The organism is Priestia sp. KCTC 13724 (genome assembly GCF_056820425.1).
Genome location: NZ_JBXDLD010000143.1, coordinates 1 through 19,044, shown reverse-complemented (window position 1 = coordinate 19,044; position 19,044 = coordinate 1). Strand labels below are relative to the sequence as shown.

The following is a 19,044-nucleotide window of genomic DNA, read 5'->3' as shown; positions in this document are numbered from 1 at the left end:
TGTTCTAGTTGTCTATACCAATTATGCGCTTTCATTACCTTTATATAAGTGTTAACAGTTCTTACAACATAAAAAATCACAACTGGTATAGACAACTAATTTCAAAAGAGCTACACTAATCATATACATTCGACAAAGACAAAGGAGAGACTTATGTTATGAACAAACCGCTGGTCATTTACAACGTAACGGTTTATGGCGAAACAACCGTCTATCCAAACGGATATCTGAAAATAGAAAACGGGTTAATAACTGAGCTAGGTAGTATTCACGATTATCAAAAGAGCTCAAACGATCGAGTTATTGAGTATTCTCCTGATTTCATCGTCGTTCCAGGAGCAATCGACGTCCACATTCACGGAGCTGGGAACGCAGATGCGATGGACGCAACAGAAGATGCGTTGAAAACAATGGCTGCTACCCTTCCAAAAGAAGGAACAACAAGCTTTCTTCCGACTACAATGACGCAGTCTGTAGAAGCCATTAACGATGCTCTGATCGCATGCGGACATTTTATTACAAACAACCAAAATAACGCCCAAGCAGAAGCGCTAGGCATTCACTTAGAAGGCCCTTTTATTTCAGCCAAGCGAGCAGGTGCTCAGCCTCTCCACCATATTCAACAGCCAAGCGTTGAGCAGTTTAAGCGCTGGCAAGATTTAGCACAACATCATATTCGACTTGTGACGCTTGCTCCTGAAGAATTAGGTGGAACAGAGCTTGTGAAGTACTTAAACCAAACAAACGTAGTTGCTTCAATTGGACATTCAGATGCTACGTATGAAGAAGTAGTTGCAGCTATTGGAGCTGGGGCATCGCACGTAACTCACCTATACAACGGGATGCGCGGCATTCATCACCGTGAGCCAGGCGTACTAGGTGCAGCTTACCTGCGCGAAGAGCTCTATACAGAGCTTATTGCTGACGGCATTCATTCACATAAAGAAATGGTCAAGCTTGCCTATCAGCAAATTTCAAGCGAGCGCTTAATTTTAATCACTGATTCACTACGTGCTAAATGGTTGGAAAGCGGTGTTTATGACCTTGGTGGTCAGCCCGTTCACGTAAACGAAACAATGGCTACATTAGAGGATGGAACGCTTGCAGGCAGCATTTTAAAAATGAATGACGCAATGAAAAACATGATAGACTTTACCAGCTGTAGCGTATCAGACGTTATCCAAATGACTGCTGTTAATCCAGCAAAGCAAATTGGTGTTTTCAACCGTAAAGGCAGTTTAAAGGTAGGAAAAGATGGAGATTGCGTTGTACTGAATAAAAACTTCGACGTGCAGCTTACAGTGTGTCGTGGACATATCGCATATGAACAGGGGGAACAATAATGAATATCATCTCAGTAAAAGATTATAAAGAAATGAGCCAAACCGCAGCTGGTATTATTATTAACAAAGTAAAGAGTGATCCTTCAATCACGCTTGGTTTAGCTACTGGTGGAACACCTAAAGGTTTATATGAAGCTCTTATTCAAGACCATCAAACAAATGGAACGTCTTATGAGCAAGTGCACACATTTAATCTAGATGAGTATGTCGGCCTTTCTGCTGATAATCCAAACAGCTATCGTTACTATATGGTGGATACGCTTTTGGGTCACCTCGATGTAGCTCTTAATCAAACATTTATTCCAAACGGGACAGCAGAAGATGCAGAAGCAGAATGTGAGCGCTACGAAGCTCTTATTGAACAACTTGGTGGCATTGACCTCCAAATCTTAGGAATTGGTCGTAACGGGCACATTGGCTTTAATGAACCAGGTACGCCTTTTTCATCTAAAACACATGTGGTCACGCTTGCTTCTTCTACAAGACAAGCAAACGCTCGTTACTTTTCATCCATTGATGAAGTACCGACTCATGCCATAACCATGGGCATTTCATCTATTATGAACAGCACTGAAATTTTATTATTAGCGTCTGGAGAAGATAAAGCAGATGCCATCTATCATTTACTTGAAGGAACAGTAACGGAAGAGTTTCCTGCTTCCATCTTAAAGAACCATCAGGCTGTTACAATTATCGCTGATGAGAAGGCATTATCTCGTACAAACTTATAGCGGATTGTAGTATGATCGATGTAAAGGAGGAATTGTGCATGATTGACAAAAATTCACCTCTGCCGATTTACACACAGATTGAAGATGGAATTCGTTCTCAAATTGAAAACGGAGAGCTTAAACCTCACGATGCAATTCCATCCGAGCGAGAGTATGCAACACAGTTTCAAATTAGCCGTATGACAGTAAGACAAGCAATTACAAACCTTGTAAATGAAGGCCTTTTATATCGTGAAAAAGGACGCGGAACGTTCGTTTCTGAACAAAAAATTGAGCAGCAGCTTGTAGGCTTAACGAGCTTTACAGAAGATATGAAGGCAAGGGGCTTCACGCCAAGTAGCCGCTTGCTTCACTTTGAAATTATTCCCGCTACAGCAAAAATTGCGTCTCAGCTTTCGATTCAAGTGCATCACCCCGTCTATGAAATCACACGTATTCGATTGGCGGATGGAATTCCAATGGCCATTGAAACGGTCTATATGTCCGCTAATCTAATCAAAGGCGTGACGGAAGCCATTATCCAACAATCGCTTTATAACTATGTCGAACAGCAAAGCGAATTAAAAATTGGACATGCTACACAAACGTTAGAAGCCATTGTGGCTACAGAAAACGAAACGGAACACTTGCAGGTAGCAAAGGGATCCCCTATCCTTCTGATTCAACGCTACACATACTTAGAAGATGGCACGCCGCTAGAAGTTGTGAGGTCAGCGTACCGTGCAGATCGCTATAAGTTTACCGTAAGCATAAATCGGACATAGAAAAACCTCGTTGCAAAGCGAGGTTTACTTTGAAAGCGAATCCAATTCCAATTTCCAAAAGCTATGGGGTTTCATCGCTTCTTTATCAATTTCTTCAAAACGCTCGCGCATTTCGCGAATTAATATATTTGGAACATGACCATCAACTTCGGGACGTTCATCTCGTAATACGAAAGGCTGGATATATTCGTAAAATAGTTCAACAAACTGTAAAAACTGTACAAGCGATGAGTTGATTAGACGCTCGCAGTCATCGTTTGAAACATCTAACAGTACAATGTTGCCATTGTCACCATGTAAACAGATAGGATCGCCTAGCTTTGTCATCCCTAAAAACCAATAAAGCTGATAGCGAGCAGATAAATGAAGCGTCTCACACAAAGTGCATAGCTGATTTTTAGAGGACATGAATTCAAACAATGGAGCAACATCTCGCGGTAGCCCAACTTCAGCTAGCAGCTTTTTAGTCTCCAAATCAACTTTAAGCGGTGCTAATTGACTTTTGTCAAACAGTATTCGCTTTTCTTTGCGTTGTTTTACTTTCTTCAACCTCTGTCACTCCCTCTACCCTACCATGCTTATTGTCTACTATTTTATTTACACTGTCACCTATTCGTTTCAGTCATAACATTTCTTTATATTTCGATACAAAAGAATGCATAAATTTCATAAAATATTGACAATACCTTTTCTTTTTCTATAGATTTAATGTAACTGACCGATATAGTGTAGTGAGAAATAGTAGCAAAAGCAGCCTCTCTCTTACTATATGTGAAGAAAGCAAGGAATACATCAGCTGAAGGATGCATTTTTCTCCATTTATTCCCTACTTAAAAGGAGCGAGCTGTTTTATGCAATATAAGCGTGAAGAGCCTTTTCGTTTTACATTTGCACAGCCCATTGTTGGCACGTTTTTCATTAAAAAATACGATGGAAAAGACATCGAAAGTAAACCCGGTCCACTTACCATTATTGATTTATCACCAAGAGGGATGAAGCTAATCACACCACTAGATCTTCCAGTATTTCAAAAATCTATTGAGCTTACCGTTAACTTTTCTTTACTGGATGAAAACCTTACAATCACTGGTTTGGCCGTCTGGAAAGAAAAATCAAATCATGAGTTTTTATACGGGATTGAAGCATTTACAGATGAAAACCAGCAGCAGTTATTATTAGATACATTAAAACAATATGCAAAAGAGTATCGAAAAAGGTAGCACGTAATGGCTATCTTTTTTTAGTGCAACCACCTTCCTTTCTTTTCAACATTTTGTTCTTGTTTAAGCTTATACCCTCCGTGGAAATAATAAAAACGAAACTGTAAAAAGAAAAGGTGACACAATGAGTAGTAAAGCAAAAAAAAGAATGGATTGGTGGCCTTGTTCTGCTTTTGTTAATTGGATTTGTCGGAACAAGCATGTTTGGATATGAAACGGTTAAAGCTGCTATGAATGATGCATACGTACCTTTGTCTCATAAAGAGCCTCTATCAGAAGAAGCGTTAAAACAAAGAAAACCCATTTCTGCACTTTTAATTACAAAAAACGAAGAACATACATCTTTTGTGCATATGACCATTAATAAGAAAGATGCAGATGTTCATATGACCAATATTCCCGTAGCTTCTATCTTGAAAGACAATGCCCAGTCTACAGAACAGCTCTTACAAAATGCTGAGCAGACGCTAGGTATTCCAATTGACTATTATGCCATGATCGATCAAACAAGCATTAAAACAATTGTTGATAAGCTTGACGGTATTGTAATTAACAACCCCACTGCCTTTACGAACGATGAGCGTACATTTCCAGCTGGTGAAGTGAAGCTGACCGGTGAGGAAGCTTTGGCATACCTTCAGCCTGTCCATGAACAAGATGTACTCTCTGCTCACGACCGGCAGATACTTGCTGCCAAAGCGATTATAAAACAAGTGGCTACCGTTCCATCGTTCACAAAAGCAAAACCGATATTAAATGAGCTATCGAACACTGTACAAACAAACTTAACATTCGAGGACCTTTCACTTATGCGTAAGCAATATAAAGCAGCGTTTGCTAGCATTAAAAAAGCTGAATACCCGCAAACTGAAGTAGAGGTTCAACAGCTTACAAGCAAGCTTCAGTTATCCTAAAAAAGAGGCTGGGACATAGGTAGTTCAACCCCTACTATGCCTGAACAATTGAGAGTTCACAACTTTTAATCGTTCAGGCTTTTTGTTGAGTGGGAAAACCAGTTTGGAACAGGATGGAAGGGAGCGTAGGACACTCGACTCCTCCGGGAAAGAGAGGGAAAACGGAGATCCCGCGGAAAGCGAGTGGCCGTAGCGCAATGAAACGAACGTGTTCAGCTAACCTAAAGAGATGGGAACAGCTAGTGTTCGTCTTTTAGAAGCAATCATTTTGTTATGTCCCAAACTCCTCCATTTACATAAATGCAAAATGCACCTGGTTCATCATGCTAAAAACACCTATCTTCCCATACCGTTCATAAAGTCAACATTTTCTTGCAGAGCATATTCTGAAGAAGTACTTCTCATAATCTTCTGCTCTTTGAGAAAAACTAATGATACTGGAGGAATAGGAATGGAAAAACACTTACCCAATTTAACATCAGCTGAAATTGCATCTCTATGGACAGCTTATATGAATGACAGCATGGCAACATGTATTTTAGCTTATATGTTAACTCATATTGAAGATAAAGATATTCACGCGCTTGTAAAAGAGGCTTTAACGATGTCCTCTGAGCATGTAAGCAGTTTGCAGAAGTTATTTCAACAAGAAAAGTTTGCAATTCCAAATGGATTTGGGAAGCAAGACGTAAATGTGAACGCTCCCCGTTTATATACGGATACGTTTTGTCTTAGCTATCTCAATCACATGTCAAAAGCTGGAATGGTTGACTACAGCGGCTCATTAGCTATGAGCGCTCGATATGACTTAATTGACTATTTTTCAACCGCTTTGCATAAAACGGCCTCTTTTTATGAAAAAACGACAAAGCTGGCTCTTGAAATGGGAATTCTCACACGCCCACCTTACATTTGCGTTCCAAGTGAAGTCGATTACATTGATAGTAAGGAGTACATAAGCGGCTTTCACTTGTTCAGCAAAAACCGTCCCGTAAATGCGGTTGAGATTTCACATTTGTTTTTAAATATCCAAACGAACTTAATTGGCTATAAGATTTGCTTAAGCTTTGCTCAAACGGCTACGTCCAAAGAGGTAAAGCAGTTTATGATGAGAGGAAATGAAATCTCCCAAAAGCATATTAAGCTATTTGCTGATACGCTTTTAAACGATCATATCGCCGCACCAATGAGCTCAGATCTTTACATCACGGATTCAACAACTCCAGTGTTCTCTGAAAAGCTGATGATGTTTCACATGAGCTTACTGAGCGCTACAGGTATAGGTAATTACGCAACGGCAGCTGCAGCTAGCCAGCGAAGCGACCTTGCTTTAAATTACGAAAGAATGTCGTTTGAAATTGGACGCTATGCAAAAGCTGGAGCAGATATTATGATTAAAAACCAGTGGCTTGAACAACCTCCTGGAACCATTAACAAAGAACAGCTTATTCGTTCTCCAAACAAAAAAGCATGAATGAAAACATTCATGCTTTTTTGCTCGTTTATTTCCCTGTAAACCAGCTGCTTAGATGCTCACCCCACAGCCGCTTTCCTTCCTTCGTTAACTTACTTTCTTTTGTGACATAAGGAGAGATTTCATAAGGCCATAGCGGAGCGTGATTGAGATAGTGAACGTGATTCTCCTTCGCCATTCCTCCGACGGCTGCTACCGCTTCTTCATAAGATTCATATTGTGAAGCATACGGTGATGACGGCTGAAGGATAAATGCTGTTTTTAATTCTTTCACTTGCGAAATGAACGCTTGAAGTTCGGGCAGCGCATCATCAATCGGCATCTCCTTCTGGTCTTCCAACATCGGAACCTCAGCTAAAACAAGGGTCGGATTTAGCTTTTGTAAGTCTTGCTGAAAAGAAGAATGAACGAGCTCTTTTGTTGTTTGATCATGATACGAATAGATTTGGATGTGAAATACGTCTTGTCCGTATGTATCTTCTAAAGATTTCTTTACGAAAGATGCCCACTCGTCCTCTTCCCTCGCTACCAGCACAAGTGAGATGGGCTTGTCTTTTATAAACGTATCTTCAATCGCACTAACCAAAAATGGGGGTAAATGCTTTGTATAGCTTGATACACCAGAAAACTGCTTTTGATGAGGCTGTGCCGTTTCCACGACTGCTGCCTGTGCCTGCCCCTCTATTTTTGTTTCCCAATGCTGAACACCTGCTACCATCACTGCGCTACATGCCGCAAAAGCTCCTACTACAATACCGCTTGTCCATTTCATTCAACCGCTCCTTTCAGCATTCACTTACCTTTATTATAAAGGGGATTATGCCTATCAAACGGGACTTTCGTACGTAAAATCTCTACAAATAAAGAGGTCGTTTGCAACAATTTCTAGGGAAATAGCGCCGTTTTATCGAGAAAGCGTCATGTTTTGTCTAACAAGTTCATGGATTTGTCGACTCTGTTTTCTTAACATTTTTCAAACCTTTATTATTTATTTTCAAAGGTCTAGGACAGGAACCTTTCCATTCTTCTCTTTTCGTTCATATAATACGTTATAACAACTAGAAGAAGGTGAAGAAATGTTTTCAAACAGACCTCGTCGTAGACCTGCTTTTCCATTCCCTGGATTTGCGAGAAGACGTCCTCAAAAAAGATCTCAAGTAGCGGAATGGATGTCTTATTTTCAAGATGACCAAGGTAACATGGACTATGCAAAGATTGCCGGTGGTGCCCAGCAGGCAAAAGATTTGTATGCTCACGTAAAGCCAATGGTTACACCGTATGTGCAGAAGTTTTTAAAATAACAAAAGCACCGACTGCAAGCCTGCAGCCGGTGTTTTTGTTATTTCATCGAAGTAAAAACCTGTTGACACACTTCCATAATACCCTCTCCATAAGCAGACGATGCATGTTGATCATGAAGACCTTTCGCTTCATCAGTCGCATTAAAAAGCAAATAGCCGTGCTCCACTGCTTTTAGCATGTCGATATCGTTTCCGCTATCTCCAAAAGCGAGCGTTCGGTGATGAGCAACATCATAGTATGCTTTCATAAAATGAACGGTGGCTGCTTTTCCTGTACCTTTTGGAATAAAATCAACATCGTACGCATTTTCGGGGTCCCCTGCTTTTGGATTGCATCGATTAATATTTACTTCCACTGCGTATTCATCCGCTAACTTCCTAATAACCTTCAAGACTGAATGAGTATTTTGCTCTGATTTTGTATAATAGTAATAGTTCATTTTATACCCTTGTTGACCAAACTGCGTTTGAGGCGTTAAGACAACCTCATAATCAGTGCGAAGCTGATGTAAAAGCGATTGAACAGTTTCCTTTGAAAAACCGGAAGCGTCAATTTTAGCTTGCCATTCTGGTAAGCTATTCTTATTTCCTTCTTCATCAACCATATATAGTTCTGTGCCAAGATTACTGGAAATAAAATGAGGCAAATATGTTAAGTTCGCTTTCTTCATTTTCGACTCAATATGCGCGATGCTACTGCCGGTTACCCAACCAATTTTCACGTGATATTGACTACACACATCATGTAAATACCTCTCCAGTTGTTGCAGCATCGAAAGCTGTTCCACTGTGCAGGCATGCGGAAAATATGTTTCGTCAAAATCAAAGAAAATAAGTGCGTGCGTCTCTTTTCCATGAGGATATGTTTTTTTGTTCATGTTTCCCTCTCCTTTTGCTTTTTTTTCAGCATACACGCTGGGAACGTTCCCAGGTCAACGACTAAATGGAGGTTTTTTTATGACAACAATTCTGGATCTTGCTCGTATAAGCGGTTTATCAAAATCCACCGTTTCACGCGTGTTAAATCACCATCCCCACGTTTCACAAGAAAGCAAAGAAAAAGTAGAAAAAGCCATCCAGCAAATTGGTTACAAGCGAAATGCGCGAGGCGTTCACTTGCGCAAGAAGCAAAACCAGCTTATTGGCTTATTGGTACCTACCGTCGATCACCCTTATTTTAGTCAGTTAATCAGTGCACTCTCAGAAGCCTGTCGCCAATCTGGATACGAAACGGTCATTTATCAAAGCGATTTTCAACCATCAGAAGAGCGTTATGTCTATGACAAGCTCGCACAGCAAGAAATGGACGCTCTGGTTGTGACACATACTTTATTATCTGAACAAGAAATCAAGGAGTTGGTAGGCAATAGAATCGTCATCATTTGCAATGAACAAGCTCCTGGAAACCTTTTCGACGTCTTTTCAGTAGATGAAGAACAAGCGATATTTGATGCAACGACCCATTTACTCAAACAAGGTCGAACGCGCCTTTTACTTTGTATGGATTATGAACAGACGCCGCTTCAACAAAAAAGGCTGTGCGGATTTAAGCACGCTTTAAAAGATGCAGGGATCACCTACTCACCCGATATGAAAAGAAACGGGGTTATGACAATTGACGACGGACTTCGGCTTGGAGATACACTTTTTCAAACTGAAGATTATCCAGATGGCCTGTTGACAGGAAGTGATTTTGTAGCTATGGGTTTGCTTCATAGTGCACGAAAACATAGCGTTAACATTCCGACAGATGTATCAATTATGGGCTTTGACAACCATTCCATTGGACGCGCGAGCATTCCTTTACTCACAACGGTTGATTACCCTCTACAAACAATTGCAAAGGACGTAGCTAAAGCACTTGCTCTCCGCGTACATCAGAATGAAATGCCTCCTCGACGTAAGCTTTATAAAGCCACACTGGTTATACGAGAAACAACGTAGCACAAAATCAGGCTGCACGCCTCACGCCTGATTTTGTACTTTTTCTTTATTCCAAAAAAACAATTTTCTGTTATTTATAAAAATTTACACTAGCATTTTTCTCTTTTATAACATATAATCATGCAAGCGGTTGTTTTAGTGGAGTGGACATTTGTACAAAGAAAAAACTTTCTAAAAATTATAAATATTTTATTTCTTCACATTCACAATCAATATTTTTCATGGTAAACTTACTTTTACGTATGAGCAGTATGTAGGATATGAAGCATTAATCGGAGGAACAAATGATGAAAAACTTATTGCACAAATGGAATCAAATTAGTCTAGTTACTCGAATTGTAATCGGGATTATGGTCGGTGTCGTTCTGGCGTTAACGGTTCCTGAAGGAGCTAAACTCGTTACAATCTTTGGTGCGCTATTTGTAGGTGCGCTAAAAGCTGTTGCGCCTGTATTGGTATTATTTTTAGTTATGTACGCAATCGCACAGCACAGAAATGGGCAGCAAACAAATATGAAGCCTATTATTGGCTTATACCTAATCGGCACATTCCTAGCTGGACTTGTTGCCGTCATCGCAAGCTTTATTTTCCCCGTAACGCTACAGCTTAAAGAAAGCGGCGTTGAAGGATTTGAGCCTCCAGGTGGGTTAAGTGAAGTACTGGAAAAGCTATTGTTCAATATAGTGGACAACCCTATAAATGCACTGATGAACGCTAACTATATCGGCATTTTAGCGTGGGCAATCGTACTTGGTATTGCGCTTCGCCATGCACCTGATACAACCAAAAATATGATTGGCAACTTCTCAGATGCCATTTCAACAATCGTTCGCTGGGTTATTAATCTAGCACCGCTTGGTATTATGGGCCTTGTATTTGAAGCCCTTGTTACAAACGGCTTATCGGCATTGCTTGATTACGGAAAGCTTTTATTAGTTTTATTAGGATGCATGTTCTTTATTGCTCTTGTTGTTAACCCTATTATCGTCTTTATTAATATTCGTAAAAATCCATATCCACTTGTTTTACAATGCTTACGTGAAAGCGGGATTACGGCATTCTTTACGCGTAGCTCTGCTGCGAACATTCCAGTGAATATGAATCTATGTAAAAAGCTAGATTTAGATAAAGATACATATTCAGTATCTATTCCACTAGGCGCAACAATTAACATGGCCGGTGCAGCCGTTACAATTTCTGTATTAACACTTGCAGCTGTTAATACGCTTGGCATCGAAGTTGATTTTGGTACAGCACTTATTCTTAGCATCGTAGCTGCAATATCAGCTTGCGGAGCATCTGGTGTAGCTGGTGGGTCTTTACTATTAATTCCATTAGCATGTAGCTTATTCGGAATTCCAAACGATGTAGCGATGCAAGTCGTTGCGGTGGGCTTCATCATCGGTGTTTTACAAGATTCTTGTGAAACAGCGCTCAACTCTTCTTCAGACGTACTTTTCACAGCAACTGCTGAGTATAGAAGAAAACGTAAAGAAGGAAAAGAAATTAGCCTGTAAACAGCAAAAGCTCTTTTCACGATGTGAAGAGGGCTTTTCATTTACCTATCTTATTCTGGCTTTTGCTTTGGTACTTGCTGTAGTACATCTTGAAACTTGACTTCATCTTCATCACGATAACCTTCAAACACTACTTGCTCAACCGCTGCGTGATTAAATACGTATGTGTACCGTTCATTAATGAACCCTTCTGGGTACGGAACGCCGATATAATCATAAATTTGTTGCTCTTCTCCAAGAGACATTTGCTTACGTCCATAAATGACGAGCTTTTTGTCTCCCCCTTTTAACAATACAACAGACCCGTTTGGTAATAGTGCTTGATCCATGAGTACTCCTCCTGACAAGATGATGTAGTTAATTAACACGTACGCTTAATTTTTAAATCAATATTACTTCTACTCCTATGTACTTACCATTAGGTTAACATGTAGACTTGAAAGGTAAATAGGGAAATTACCTTAAATTACCTAATTATCAGATGAGTATTTAGACCCAAACCTCAACTAAGTACAAAGATATGGTTAGAAAATAGGAAAGTAGTGTTTACCAACGGTTTTTCTGTATGTAAATGTCGGAGCATGGAAGGTGGATATGGAGCATCCTCACCTTCACTGCCTATGAATGTTTTGTATAACGAAGAAGAGTTTGGAACATAACAAAATAATTGCACGTTTTGGGGATGATTTACTATTGTGTTAGGTATTTTTAATAAAAAAGAATGGTTTCTTATTTCAGCTGATCAAAAAGTGCTTGATCTACAACGAGCTCACTTTCAATATCTTCGGCTGGATACGAGGTCGTTACGGAAAAGCCAAGCGCTTTGTTGTTATTTACGTAACCACTTATTTGTATTCTTTTCTTAGATAACAGCTTTTCTTCCGTAAACGTGACGGATGAAACGTCATGAAATTCTTTTTGTAAATGCGTGATTACCTGGGGCTTTATTTCCTTTGCATAGGATTTTGCTTCATGATGTTGAAGCATGTATACCATCACTCCTGCAGCGACAATCGCTAACCCCAAAAGCGTAAAAATTACTTTTTTCATCAATCGCTCCCCTTTATTCTCTTATTCTTAGCTTCTATTATAGCAACAGTGGATTACCTTTTGGGTAAAACATATATGAAATCCCCCTATTACCTTGTACTACTTCGACTATCTTCACCATACATTAGTTGTAAAAAGGACGTGTTCATTTTGCTTTTCATCAATTATAACCTAATTCTGATTAGCTTCATTCTTTTCATCCTAGCTTACTTCATCGGCATAAAAAAACAAATATGGTTGCTTCCTGGATTTAACGAGCGTCGTATACGTAATAAAGAAAAAGCAAGCACACTAGGTGGCCTCTCTAGCTTGATTGGCGGACTACTTAGTTTCACTGCTGGCTTTATCTTAGCCATTCAGCCTGAGGTTGTCATTTTAATTCTTATTGCTGGCTACCTCTTCCTAGTCATTTATACGCATAAGAAATTAGGATCCACAACAAAAACCAACCTGTCATAGCAGATTAGTTAATAATTTTTCTATCCATTAACTTATTTAATTTATCCTCTAATAAATTTATATTATCTAAAAAAAACAGAGAAACCCATTGAGTTTCTCTGTTTTTATCATGCTACTGTTGTTACAATTTGACGTTGTTCTAAAATTACTTTAGAATGCTCATCAGCTGGACCATAGCCCTTTTCAATTAGCTCTTTTATGTATATTTTGTTATAAACGAAAGAAAAAATAATTCCAGGAATCCATGCACCAAAACCAAAAGTAAATATACCTACTACGACAGCCATAATACACATGATAGCTGCCCATTTTAAATCTCCACGAAAAAGCGCTGGAAAGAATCCAAAGAAAAAGGTTGTCCAACTAAAACCTACTTTTACACTTTTAGTAATTCCACCTTCATTTCGAAGTAAAGCTTTCACATCTCACACATCCTTTCATAATAAAGTTAAGAAGAGAAAAATAATTCCAAATACCTATTTTCATCTCAATATAATATAATAGCATTAGCACTTAATAATGTTAAGTACTTTTTTATTTTTAAATTATATTTATGGAAAGTATAACTGTAGTCTTCATCACGAAGAAAATTTATTCACTAGATAAAGAACCAACCTGTCGTAGCAGGTTGGTTCTTTGTGCCTCAGCTATTTTCCGGATCTACAATAGCTGATATATCTTCAATGTGATGAAGGGTAAACGTCCCTTCTGGTATGAACCAAAAAGCATCGGAAGCACGATATTTATCTGATGTTTCAATAAAAACCTGATTACCTTCTAGTCTAATATACACGGTTCCATGGTTTCCTTGACCATCTTCATCATAAGCAAATGAAGCTTGTTTATCGATAAATTGAACACTTTCACTAGAAGCACTTGCGAGACGCAAACACCGAGGTGGTTGACACGATTCGATTGAAACAGAAGCCATATTCCCACTGCCTGCTTCAATGGTGATAAAAGGAGATCCATCATTTTCACCTGTTCCCCACGTTCCGTTATATGCGTTTAGGGACTCCTCTTTCTCAGAGACAGTCGTTGCTCCAGAAGAGTCAACCGTTTGGCTTGATTTTACTTCTTGAATGTCCGTTAGCTTTAATTCTCCATTCTTCCAAACTGCGCTATACTTCCATGAAAAATCAGCTGTTCGCGTTGAACCATCCCTTTTAGTAATCTCGATGCGCTCTGTTGTTTGAATGTGATAGTTTTCTCCACTTCCGCTTATTGAATCAACGTTGACTGAAACAACTTCTTCCGTTATCCCACGGCTATGTAAATCTGATATAAGTGATTTTTGTTGATTATATAACGAACTTCCCTGCTGTAAATACGGCTCTACTTTTGAAAATGAATTGATATTAATGCCTGCAACTAATCCATTAGCATAGCCTTTCATCGTAGAAACTACTTTGTCATCCCTTAATACGTTTACTTGGTTACTGCTTGTTACAGGCTCCTTTTTATGTACGGATGTTCCAGAAACTTTTTGTTGTTTCTCTTCATTTTCTGTACTTTCTTCTTGCTCGTCGTTCGCTACGCTTTCCTTTTTGTCATTGCTGTTAGTCTTTAGCTGCTTTTCTTCTTCACTCACTTGTTTTGACTGAGTAACCTGCTCTGTACTGTTACTCTCTTGACAGGCAGCTAGAAAACAAAGCAACAGCAAAGACATCATGAAGTAAATCTTTCGCACTGCTATATGCACTCCTTCTTTATAAATATAATAGTATTTTAGCACTAAAAAACAAAAGTTCGAGGGGTTTTTTCATAAATTATACAATTCTACTAAAAAGCGTTAAACTAGTACTACCTACTCTATCAATAAGGAGCTCTGACACATGATTCGAAACCTTATAAAAGAACTATTACCTCCTTTACTTTTTGGAACGTTAAGCGTGTTTCTTTTCTATCACTTACCTGAAGACAAAATATATTTATTGGTCGTAATCTGCCCTTTATCCTACCTGCTTATTTCGTTTATCGTTGAAAAAGTTCTGCCCGATAGACAAGACAAACACGAAGCATAAAACCCCACACAAAAGCCAGAGCAAAAAAATGCTCCGGCTTCTTTTATTATTCAAAAACCTTCCCTTTAGCATCTACATAAATTGATTTCACAATGGTGCGTTCAAACGGCTTTCCGTCTTTTGTTTGACCTTTGATGTCCGCAGTGATGTTGTAGACGCCTTCTTCAGCAAAGGAAGCGTTGAACTGCTGATTTTTTTTCATATCTTTTTGCTGTTTCTTTACGACTTTCCCATTTTTCTTAATGTTTAGAGTTGCGTCTGCTTTTGCCACGTCACCTGAATGAACTACGTCGACAGAAGAAGGAGTTACGTTTTGAAGTTCAATGTCATCGTTTAAGCTACTTTTTACACTTACGTTTAAAAAGTACGCTGCTTTTTTGTGCTTTGCTTGTACTTTCCACTTTCCTGCTTCAGGAGATGATACTTGAAACATGTGATGATGAGCATCTTTAAAGACACCTTCGTCAATGGTGCCAACCGCTTTTTGGTACACCTTTCCAGTTGGGCTAACAAGCTCAATATCATTCATTTTTTGCTCGCTAAGCCAGTCTACTTCAATCTTTGTTGCGCTTTCTTCATGCTGCACGGCTTCTAATGCGCTGATTTTTGAAGCGGAAAGTGCCTGGGTCGTCGTTAAGTATGGTTTAAACAAATTGAAGGTAGCGCTTGATTTAACAGTTGAATGATCCCATGAACCCACGCGAACTTCACGACCATACGGTAAACGAGAACTTGTCACCGTTACAGCTCCGTCGTTAGAGCCGTAGGAGTTCAAATAAACGCCCCCAAAATAAAGCGCTGAACCAAAGCTTCCCCAGCTCGTTCCACCAAACGTATAAATTGGATTTTTCAAGCGATTAGCGTGTGAATCCGTTTGGGCACGGTAATTCTTCATATAACCTGTTTGAAGAGCTGTGAAAACCATGAACAAATACAACGACAGGTTTAGCTGGATCCACAGAAGCAGGTGTATTTCCTACGTACCATTGGCCAGGTACGCCAGACGGATCATCTTTCCCTCCGAATCCTCCTGCCTGCGCACCCAGCGGAACAACAAGCCAGAAAACCATCATCAACATGAACAAACGCCTCATACCGTTCTCCCCTATCTTCAATTGTCTAGGAGGAAGCACACCTCCCAATTTTAAAATAGCAGGATTATTATAGAAAAAAGAATAGTATTTTCCATAAACACATCTGAAGCCCTAGCAAAATGAATCAATGGTCCAGCGTTGTCTACTTATCTCTTATTCGATAACCTTCTAGAATTCTTAATTGTTTAAAGACTATATCTATTTAATTGCAAAGACAAATACCGAGCTGCAGAATTCTATCCGTTTGAAGAAAGCGTAAAAAAGCCGCTGAATCTGCCCTTCAGCACGAAAGGTCAAAAGAAGTGAATAGCTTATTTTTAACAAAAACAAGCTAAAAAAAGCTAGCCTGCTTCCAGAAGCAGGCTAGCCGTTATTAGAATATGAAGTGTGCGATCAGCACGATAAGCGGAAGAGCAATTGCTGTGCGAAGGATAAAAACGAGCACAAGATCTTTAAAGCGAATCGGAAGCTTAGATCCCAGAATTAATCCTCCAACCTCAGACATGTACACAAGCTGCGTTACCGATAAACATGCGATGATAAAGCGTGTCATTTCACTTTCAATTCCACTGCTTAGAATCGCTGGTAAAAACATATCTGCAAAGCCAACTAAAATGGACACGGATGCATCAGCTGCTTCCGGTACCCCCATCAGCCCTAACAGCGGCACGAACGGCTTTCCTATCCATTCAAAAAACGGGGTGTATTCTGCTACGATAACCGAAATGGTCCCGATTGTCATGACAACTGGAATAACCGCTAGCCACATATCCAATACGTTTTTTGTACCGTTTCTAAAAAACGTAGACACGCTTCCGTTTTTACGCGCTTGCTCAATCGCTTTTTCAGTTCCCCACTGAAACGGCGTTTGACCTTTTGGAATAAACGATTCGTCTTCACGCTCAATTTCTTTAAAATACGTATTTTTCTTGAGAGATAATGGTGGAATGCGCGGCATGATAAACGCTAGCACCAACCCTACAGCAACAATCGTTAAATAATACGGAACGAACATGTGAGCAAGGCCAATCTCGGTGATTACGACGATTGAAAACGTAATAGATACAACCGAGAACGTTGTGCTAATAATCGCTGCTTCTCGCTCTGTATAATGCCCGTCTTCATACTGCTTGCTCGTTAGGAACACACCAATTGTCCCGTCACCAATCCAAGATGCTAAACAGTCCATGGAAGAACGTCCTGGAAGTTTAAAAAGTGGACGCATCAGCTTAGCAAACAAGACGCCACATAAATCAAGTAAACCAAAATCCAAAAGAAGCGGTAAGAAAAAGCCAGCAAGTAAGAATGTTGTCAGCAGCACTGGCACAAGACCCGTTAATAAAAAGCCTCCCGTGTCGTCAGACGTAATAAAAGCGGGGCCTATGCCTAACACAACCATTGCTGCAAGTAAGAAGCCCAGCGTACGTGCTAAAAAAAACGGGATGCTGACATCAAACAAATTCTTTAAAAACGGTGAGTTCATGATAAAGTCAGGTTTTCCCCACTTGGCAACGCATGTTCCAATAAACGTAATTCCCATTAAAATAGCGGCAATCATTGGAATTGTTGATGCAAATACATCACCAAGCCAGTTTGCAACAAACGCGACGAAAACGGTCGTTCCATCTTCCATCGGAATGGGAATCATAAACAATAAAATTCCTAATACGGATGGAACAATAAATCGAACATAATCTCCTCTACTATACCCCTTATCCTGTACCTTTTTTGCTGGAACGCTACTCACTGGCGCTCCCGTTGCCAAAAACCTATAAAAATCTATAAGCAATGTTTATTTCCTGCTTCTTTGTATCTGCTTTTGCCGAAGCTACTCACATTTGATATGATACTCCACAGGCGTTAATTCGGGTACAACGAACCCTACACATTAGTAGTGTCTTGTAAGTGACTAAGCTACTAATTCTCCATATTTAGCTAAGTTTAACGCAGCATTCATATCTCTATCTATCTCTAATCCGCAGTCACACTTGTAAACTCTATCAGATAATTTTAAATCTGATTTAATTTGTCCACAGCACGAACATGTTTTAGAAGATGGGAAGAAACGTCCAACTTGTATAAATTCAATTCCGTATTTTTCACATTTATATTTCATTTGACGGAGAAATTCATACATCTTTTGTTTGGCTACTGCTTTAGCTAAATGACGATTTTTCATCATTCCAACTACATTCAAATCTTCCATCACAACTTTACAAGGTTTGGTTTTCACTATTGTATTTGTTGCTTGATGAATGTGATTGTTTCTAATGTTAGCTAACCGTCTGTGTAGGTTTCGTATTTGCTTTTCGATTTTTATAATGTTACATGTTTTGACAAATCGGTTTCCCTCCTTATTCATCTCATATTTTCGAGAAACGCTTCGCTGTAACCTACGTAAACGTTTCTCAATCTTTCTCACTTCTTTTGTTTTGTTAATGTTTTTGAACACCATTTCATTCGAGCAAATTGCTAATTCTTTAACTCCTAAATCTACTCCAATTACTTCATTCGTTAATTCTTGTTTTACTTGTTCTTGCTCTACTCCAACAGAGATATACCAATGCTTTCCGTCAAAAGATACTCTAGGATTAGTATATTTCACTCCCATTGGGACTTGCTCAGAAGTTGCAACCCATCCTACTTTTTCAATTAACACCGTGTTCTTTTTTACTTTAAGTTTCACATTGTCATTATAGAAAGAAGGTTTAGATTTCTTCTTAGACTTGAATCTTGGACGTTTCGCCAAACCCTTAAAGAATCTCTTATATGCATTACAAGCATCTTTAACAGCTTGTTTAGCTACATTATTTGATACTTCACTCAACCATTGGAAGTCCTCTTGTTTTTTAATTTGTGTGATTTCTTTTCTTAAAACATTGTCAGATAAGAATTTCAACCCTCGTTGATAATTTTCTTGTTGTCTAGCTAATGTCCAATTGTATACCCATCTTGCCACACCAGTAGATTTCCATAGTTGAATTTCTTGTTCTTTAGTTGGTTTAATTCGTATCTTCTTTGCTAGTATCATTCTCTTTCAACTCCTTAATTAATTTCTTAGCCTTATTCGCCCGTCTCCCTTGTAATTTGCAACTAAATACAGTAACAATTTGAATTAAATCTTCGACCAACTCTTGATCATCTGTCTTTGGAGTATTGTCGATAACCTCAATCTTTGTTCCGTATTTAGCAAATAAATTTTCCAAGAG

General features: G+C 39.2%; 23 protein-coding genes and 1 pseudogene. 12 read left to right on the top strand and 12 right to left on the bottom strand.

Translation table 11 applies throughout. From position 1 onward, the window contains the following. Positions 1-158: 158 nt before the first annotated feature. Genes nagA through AC1UFB_RS16840 form a run of 3 tightly spaced genes read left to right on the top strand, consistent with a single transcriptional unit; the run spans position 159 to position 2,838 of the window. Positions 159-1,343: an N-acetylglucosamine-6-phosphate deacetylase gene (nagA, locus tag AC1UFB_RS16850; protein WP_482589530.1), complete on the top strand. Its 1,185-nt coding sequence runs from the start codon at positions 159-161 to the stop codon at positions 1,341-1,343. Beyond that, positions 1,343-2,074 (top strand): glucosamine-6-phosphate deaminase, encoded by a 732-nt coding sequence (gene nagB / locus AC1UFB_RS16845; protein ID WP_025910159.1) that lies wholly within the window; start codon positions 1,343-1,345, stop codon positions 2,072-2,074. Before nagA ends, nagB begins: the two co-directional genes overlap by 1 nt. Before the next feature lie 38 nt (positions 2,075-2,112). Continuing rightward, the gene (locus AC1UFB_RS16840) at positions 2,113-2,838 is read left to right on the top strand and encodes a GntR family transcriptional regulator (RefSeq protein WP_025910158.1); all 726 of its coding nucleotides are present in this window, start codon (positions 2,113-2,115) and stop codon (positions 2,836-2,838) included. A gap of 24 nt (positions 2,839-2,862) precedes the next feature. Here the strand turns inward: AC1UFB_RS16840 and AC1UFB_RS16835 are convergent, their stop codons facing one another. Continuing rightward, entirely contained in the window at positions 2,863-3,387 is a 525-nt protein-coding gene (locus AC1UFB_RS16835) for an SUKH-4 family immunity protein (protein WP_025910157.1), read from the bottom strand. Positions 3,388-3,689: 302 nt separating this feature from the next. Here AC1UFB_RS16835 and AC1UFB_RS16830 point away from each other — a divergent pair, with 302 nt between their 5' ends. From AC1UFB_RS16830 to AC1UFB_RS16815, 4 genes are all read left to right on the top strand, one after another. Then, positions 3,690-4,058, top strand: a complete 369-nt coding sequence (locus AC1UFB_RS16830; RefSeq protein ID WP_482589529.1) for a PilZ domain-containing protein — start codon at positions 3,690-3,692, stop codon at positions 4,056-4,058. A gap of 173 nt (positions 4,059-4,231) precedes the next feature. Beyond that, positions 4,232-4,972 carry an LCP family glycopolymer transferase gene (locus AC1UFB_RS16825; RefSeq protein WP_328101742.1) on the top strand — a complete coding sequence of 247 codons (741 nt, stop codon included), beginning with the start codon at positions 4,232-4,234 and terminating at the stop codon, positions 4,970-4,972. A 113-nt stretch (positions 4,973-5,085) separates the two neighbouring features. Next, positions 5,086-5,229 carry a hypothetical protein gene (locus tag AC1UFB_RS16820; RefSeq protein ID WP_482589528.1) on the top strand — a complete coding sequence of 48 codons (144 nt, stop codon included), beginning with the start codon at positions 5,086-5,088 and terminating at the stop codon, positions 5,227-5,229. A 194-nt stretch (positions 5,230-5,423) separates the two neighbouring features. Next, entirely contained in the window at positions 5,424-6,446 is a 1,023-nt protein-coding gene (locus AC1UFB_RS16815) for a DUF3231 family protein (RefSeq protein ID WP_482589527.1), read from the top strand. A gap of 28 nt (positions 6,447-6,474) precedes the next feature. Here the strand turns inward: AC1UFB_RS16815 and AC1UFB_RS16810 are convergent, their stop codons facing one another. Further along, positions 6,475-7,218: a hypothetical protein gene (locus AC1UFB_RS16810; protein WP_025910155.1), complete on the bottom strand. Its 744-nt coding sequence runs from the start codon at positions 7,216-7,218 to the stop codon at positions 6,475-6,477. 304 nt (positions 7,219-7,522) lie between these two features. Here AC1UFB_RS16810 and AC1UFB_RS16805 point away from each other — a divergent pair, with 304 nt between their 5' ends. Further along, positions 7,523-7,747, top strand: coding sequence for a hypothetical protein (locus AC1UFB_RS16805; protein ID WP_025910153.1), 225 nt, complete (start codon positions 7,523-7,525; stop codon positions 7,745-7,747). 38 nt (positions 7,748-7,785) lie between these two features. On the opposite strand, the gene AC1UFB_RS16800 is transcribed toward AC1UFB_RS16805, so the two are convergent. Further along, a complete protein-coding gene (locus tag AC1UFB_RS16800) occupies positions 7,786-8,625 on the bottom strand; it encodes an HAD-IIB family hydrolase (protein ID WP_061786587.1) in 840 nt (279 codons plus the stop codon). Positions 8,626-8,704: 79 nt separating this feature from the next. Between AC1UFB_RS16800 and AC1UFB_RS16795 the strand changes: the two genes are divergently transcribed. Continuing rightward, a complete protein-coding gene (locus tag AC1UFB_RS16795; RefSeq protein ID WP_025910151.1) occupies positions 8,705-9,691 on the top strand; it encodes a LacI family DNA-binding transcriptional regulator in 987 nt (328 codons plus the stop codon). Positions 9,692-9,978: 287 nt separating this feature from the next. Next, on the top strand, positions 9,979-11,208 hold the full coding sequence (gene sstT / locus AC1UFB_RS16790; RefSeq protein ID WP_328101498.1) for a serine/threonine transporter SstT: 1,230 nt from the start codon (positions 9,979-9,981) through the stop codon (positions 11,206-11,208). A 50-nt stretch (positions 11,209-11,258) separates the two neighbouring features. On the opposite strand, the gene AC1UFB_RS16785 is transcribed toward sstT, so the two are convergent. Both AC1UFB_RS16785 and AC1UFB_RS16780 read right to left on the bottom strand, forming a co-directional pair. After that, on the bottom strand, positions 11,259-11,537 hold the full coding sequence (locus AC1UFB_RS16785; protein ID WP_482589526.1) for a DUF4176 domain-containing protein: 279 nt from the start codon (positions 11,535-11,537) through the stop codon (positions 11,259-11,261). Positions 11,538-11,937: 400 nt separating this feature from the next. Next, complete coding sequence (locus AC1UFB_RS16780; protein WP_144593909.1) at positions 11,938-12,258, bottom strand: DUF1433 domain-containing protein; 321 nt, start codon at positions 12,256-12,258, stop codon at positions 11,938-11,940. 150 nt (positions 12,259-12,408) lie between these two features. On the opposite strand from AC1UFB_RS16780, the gene AC1UFB_RS16775 reads away from it, so the two are divergent. Then, entirely contained in the window at positions 12,409-12,717 is a 309-nt protein-coding gene (locus tag AC1UFB_RS16775; protein WP_100347381.1) for a DUF3784 domain-containing protein, read from the top strand. A 107-nt stretch (positions 12,718-12,824) separates the two neighbouring features. Here the strand turns inward: AC1UFB_RS16775 and AC1UFB_RS16770 are convergent, their stop codons facing one another. After that, positions 12,825-13,139 carry a hypothetical protein gene (locus AC1UFB_RS16770; RefSeq protein WP_100347379.1) on the bottom strand — a complete coding sequence of 105 codons (315 nt, stop codon included), beginning with the start codon at positions 13,137-13,139 and terminating at the stop codon, positions 12,825-12,827. A gap of 221 nt (positions 13,140-13,360) precedes the next feature. Then, complete coding sequence (locus tag AC1UFB_RS16765) at positions 13,361-14,407, bottom strand: TcaA NTF2-like domain-containing protein (protein WP_100347378.1); 1,047 nt, start codon at positions 14,405-14,407, stop codon at positions 13,361-13,363. A 145-nt stretch (positions 14,408-14,552) separates the two neighbouring features. Between AC1UFB_RS16765 and AC1UFB_RS16760 the strand changes: the two genes are divergently transcribed. Then, on the top strand, positions 14,553-14,741 hold the full coding sequence (locus AC1UFB_RS16760) for a hypothetical protein (RefSeq protein WP_100347377.1): 189 nt from the start codon (positions 14,553-14,555) through the stop codon (positions 14,739-14,741). A gap of 46 nt (positions 14,742-14,787) precedes the next feature. Here the strand turns inward: AC1UFB_RS16760 and AC1UFB_RS16755 are convergent, their stop codons facing one another. The 5 genes and pseudogenes from AC1UFB_RS16755 to AC1UFB_RS16735 form a co-directional block, all read right to left on the bottom strand. Continuing rightward, complete coding sequence (locus AC1UFB_RS16755; protein WP_482589525.1) at positions 14,788-15,636, bottom strand: hypothetical protein; 849 nt, start codon at positions 15,634-15,636, stop codon at positions 14,788-14,790. Then, positions 15,599-15,835, bottom strand: coding sequence for a hypothetical protein (locus AC1UFB_RS16750; RefSeq protein WP_100347375.1), 237 nt, complete (start codon positions 15,833-15,835; stop codon positions 15,599-15,601). The genes AC1UFB_RS16755 and AC1UFB_RS16750 overlap by 38 nt, the downstream gene beginning before the upstream one ends. 373 nt (positions 15,836-16,208) lie before the next feature. Next, positions 16,209-17,582 carry a YjiH family protein gene (locus AC1UFB_RS16745; RefSeq protein ID WP_235932321.1) on the bottom strand — a complete coding sequence of 458 codons (1,374 nt, stop codon included), beginning with the start codon at positions 17,580-17,582 and terminating at the stop codon, positions 16,209-16,211. Positions 17,583-17,744: 162 nt separating this feature from the next. Further along, positions 17,745-18,866, bottom strand: coding sequence for an RNA-guided endonuclease InsQ/TnpB family protein (locus AC1UFB_RS16740; RefSeq protein ID WP_100346319.1), 1,122 nt, complete (start codon positions 18,864-18,866; stop codon positions 17,745-17,747). Beyond that, positions 18,838-19,044, bottom strand: a pseudogene (locus AC1UFB_RS16735) (IS607 family transposase); the annotation flags it as partial. The gene AC1UFB_RS16740 and the pseudogene AC1UFB_RS16735, both read right to left, overlap by 29 nt.

Excerpts from the sequence above, each read along its gene's own strand:
- nagA (WP_482589530.1), top strand. The coding sequence starts at position 159 with ATGAACAAACCGCTGGTCATTTACAACGTAACGGTTTATGGCGAAACA.
- nagB (WP_025910159.1), top strand. The coding sequence starts at position 1,343 with ATGAATATCATCTCAGTAAAAGATTATAAAGAAATGAGCCAAACCGCA.
- AC1UFB_RS16840 (WP_025910158.1), top strand. The coding sequence starts at position 2,113 with ATGATTGACAAAAATTCACCTCTGCCGATTTACACACAGATTGAAGAT.
- AC1UFB_RS16830 (WP_482589529.1), top strand. The coding sequence starts at position 3,690 with ATGCAATATAAGCGTGAAGAGCCTTTTCGTTTTACATTTGCACAGCCC.
- AC1UFB_RS16820 (WP_482589528.1), top strand. The coding sequence starts at position 5,086 with ATGGAAGGGAGCGTAGGACACTCGACTCCTCCGGGAAAGAGAGGGAAA.
- AC1UFB_RS16815 (WP_482589527.1), top strand. The coding sequence starts at position 5,424 with ATGGAAAAACACTTACCCAATTTAACATCAGCTGAAATTGCATCTCTA.
- AC1UFB_RS16810 (WP_025910155.1), bottom strand. The coding sequence starts at position 7,218 with ATGAAATGGACAAGCGGTATTGTAGTAGGAGCTTTTGCGGCATGTAGC.
- AC1UFB_RS16805 (WP_025910153.1), top strand. The coding sequence starts at position 7,523 with ATGTTTTCAAACAGACCTCGTCGTAGACCTGCTTTTCCATTCCCTGGA.
- AC1UFB_RS16800 (WP_061786587.1), bottom strand. The coding sequence starts at position 8,625 with ATGAACAAAAAAACATATCCTCATGGAAAAGAGACGCACGCACTTATT.
- AC1UFB_RS16795 (WP_025910151.1), top strand. The coding sequence starts at position 8,705 with ATGACAACAATTCTGGATCTTGCTCGTATAAGCGGTTTATCAAAATCC.
- sstT (WP_328101498.1), top strand. The coding sequence starts at position 9,979 with ATGAAAAACTTATTGCACAAATGGAATCAAATTAGTCTAGTTACTCGA.
- AC1UFB_RS16785 (WP_482589526.1), bottom strand. The coding sequence starts at position 11,537 with ATGGATCAAGCACTATTACCAAACGGGTCTGTTGTATTGTTAAAAGGG.
- AC1UFB_RS16780 (WP_144593909.1), bottom strand. The coding sequence starts at position 12,258 with ATGAAAAAAGTAATTTTTACGCTTTTGGGGTTAGCGATTGTCGCTGCA.
- AC1UFB_RS16760 (WP_100347377.1), top strand. The coding sequence starts at position 14,553 with ATGATTCGAAACCTTATAAAAGAACTATTACCTCCTTTACTTTTTGGA.
- AC1UFB_RS16755 (WP_482589525.1), bottom strand. The coding sequence starts at position 15,636 with ATGAAGAATTACCGTGCCCAAACGGATTCACACGCTAATCGCTTGAAA.
- AC1UFB_RS16750 (WP_100347375.1), bottom strand. The coding sequence starts at position 15,835 with ATGAGGCGTTTGTTCATGTTGATGATGGTTTTCTGGCTTGTTGTTCCG.
- AC1UFB_RS16740 (WP_100346319.1), bottom strand. The coding sequence starts at position 18,866 with ATGATACTAGCAAAGAAGATACGAATTAAACCAACTAAAGAACAAGAA.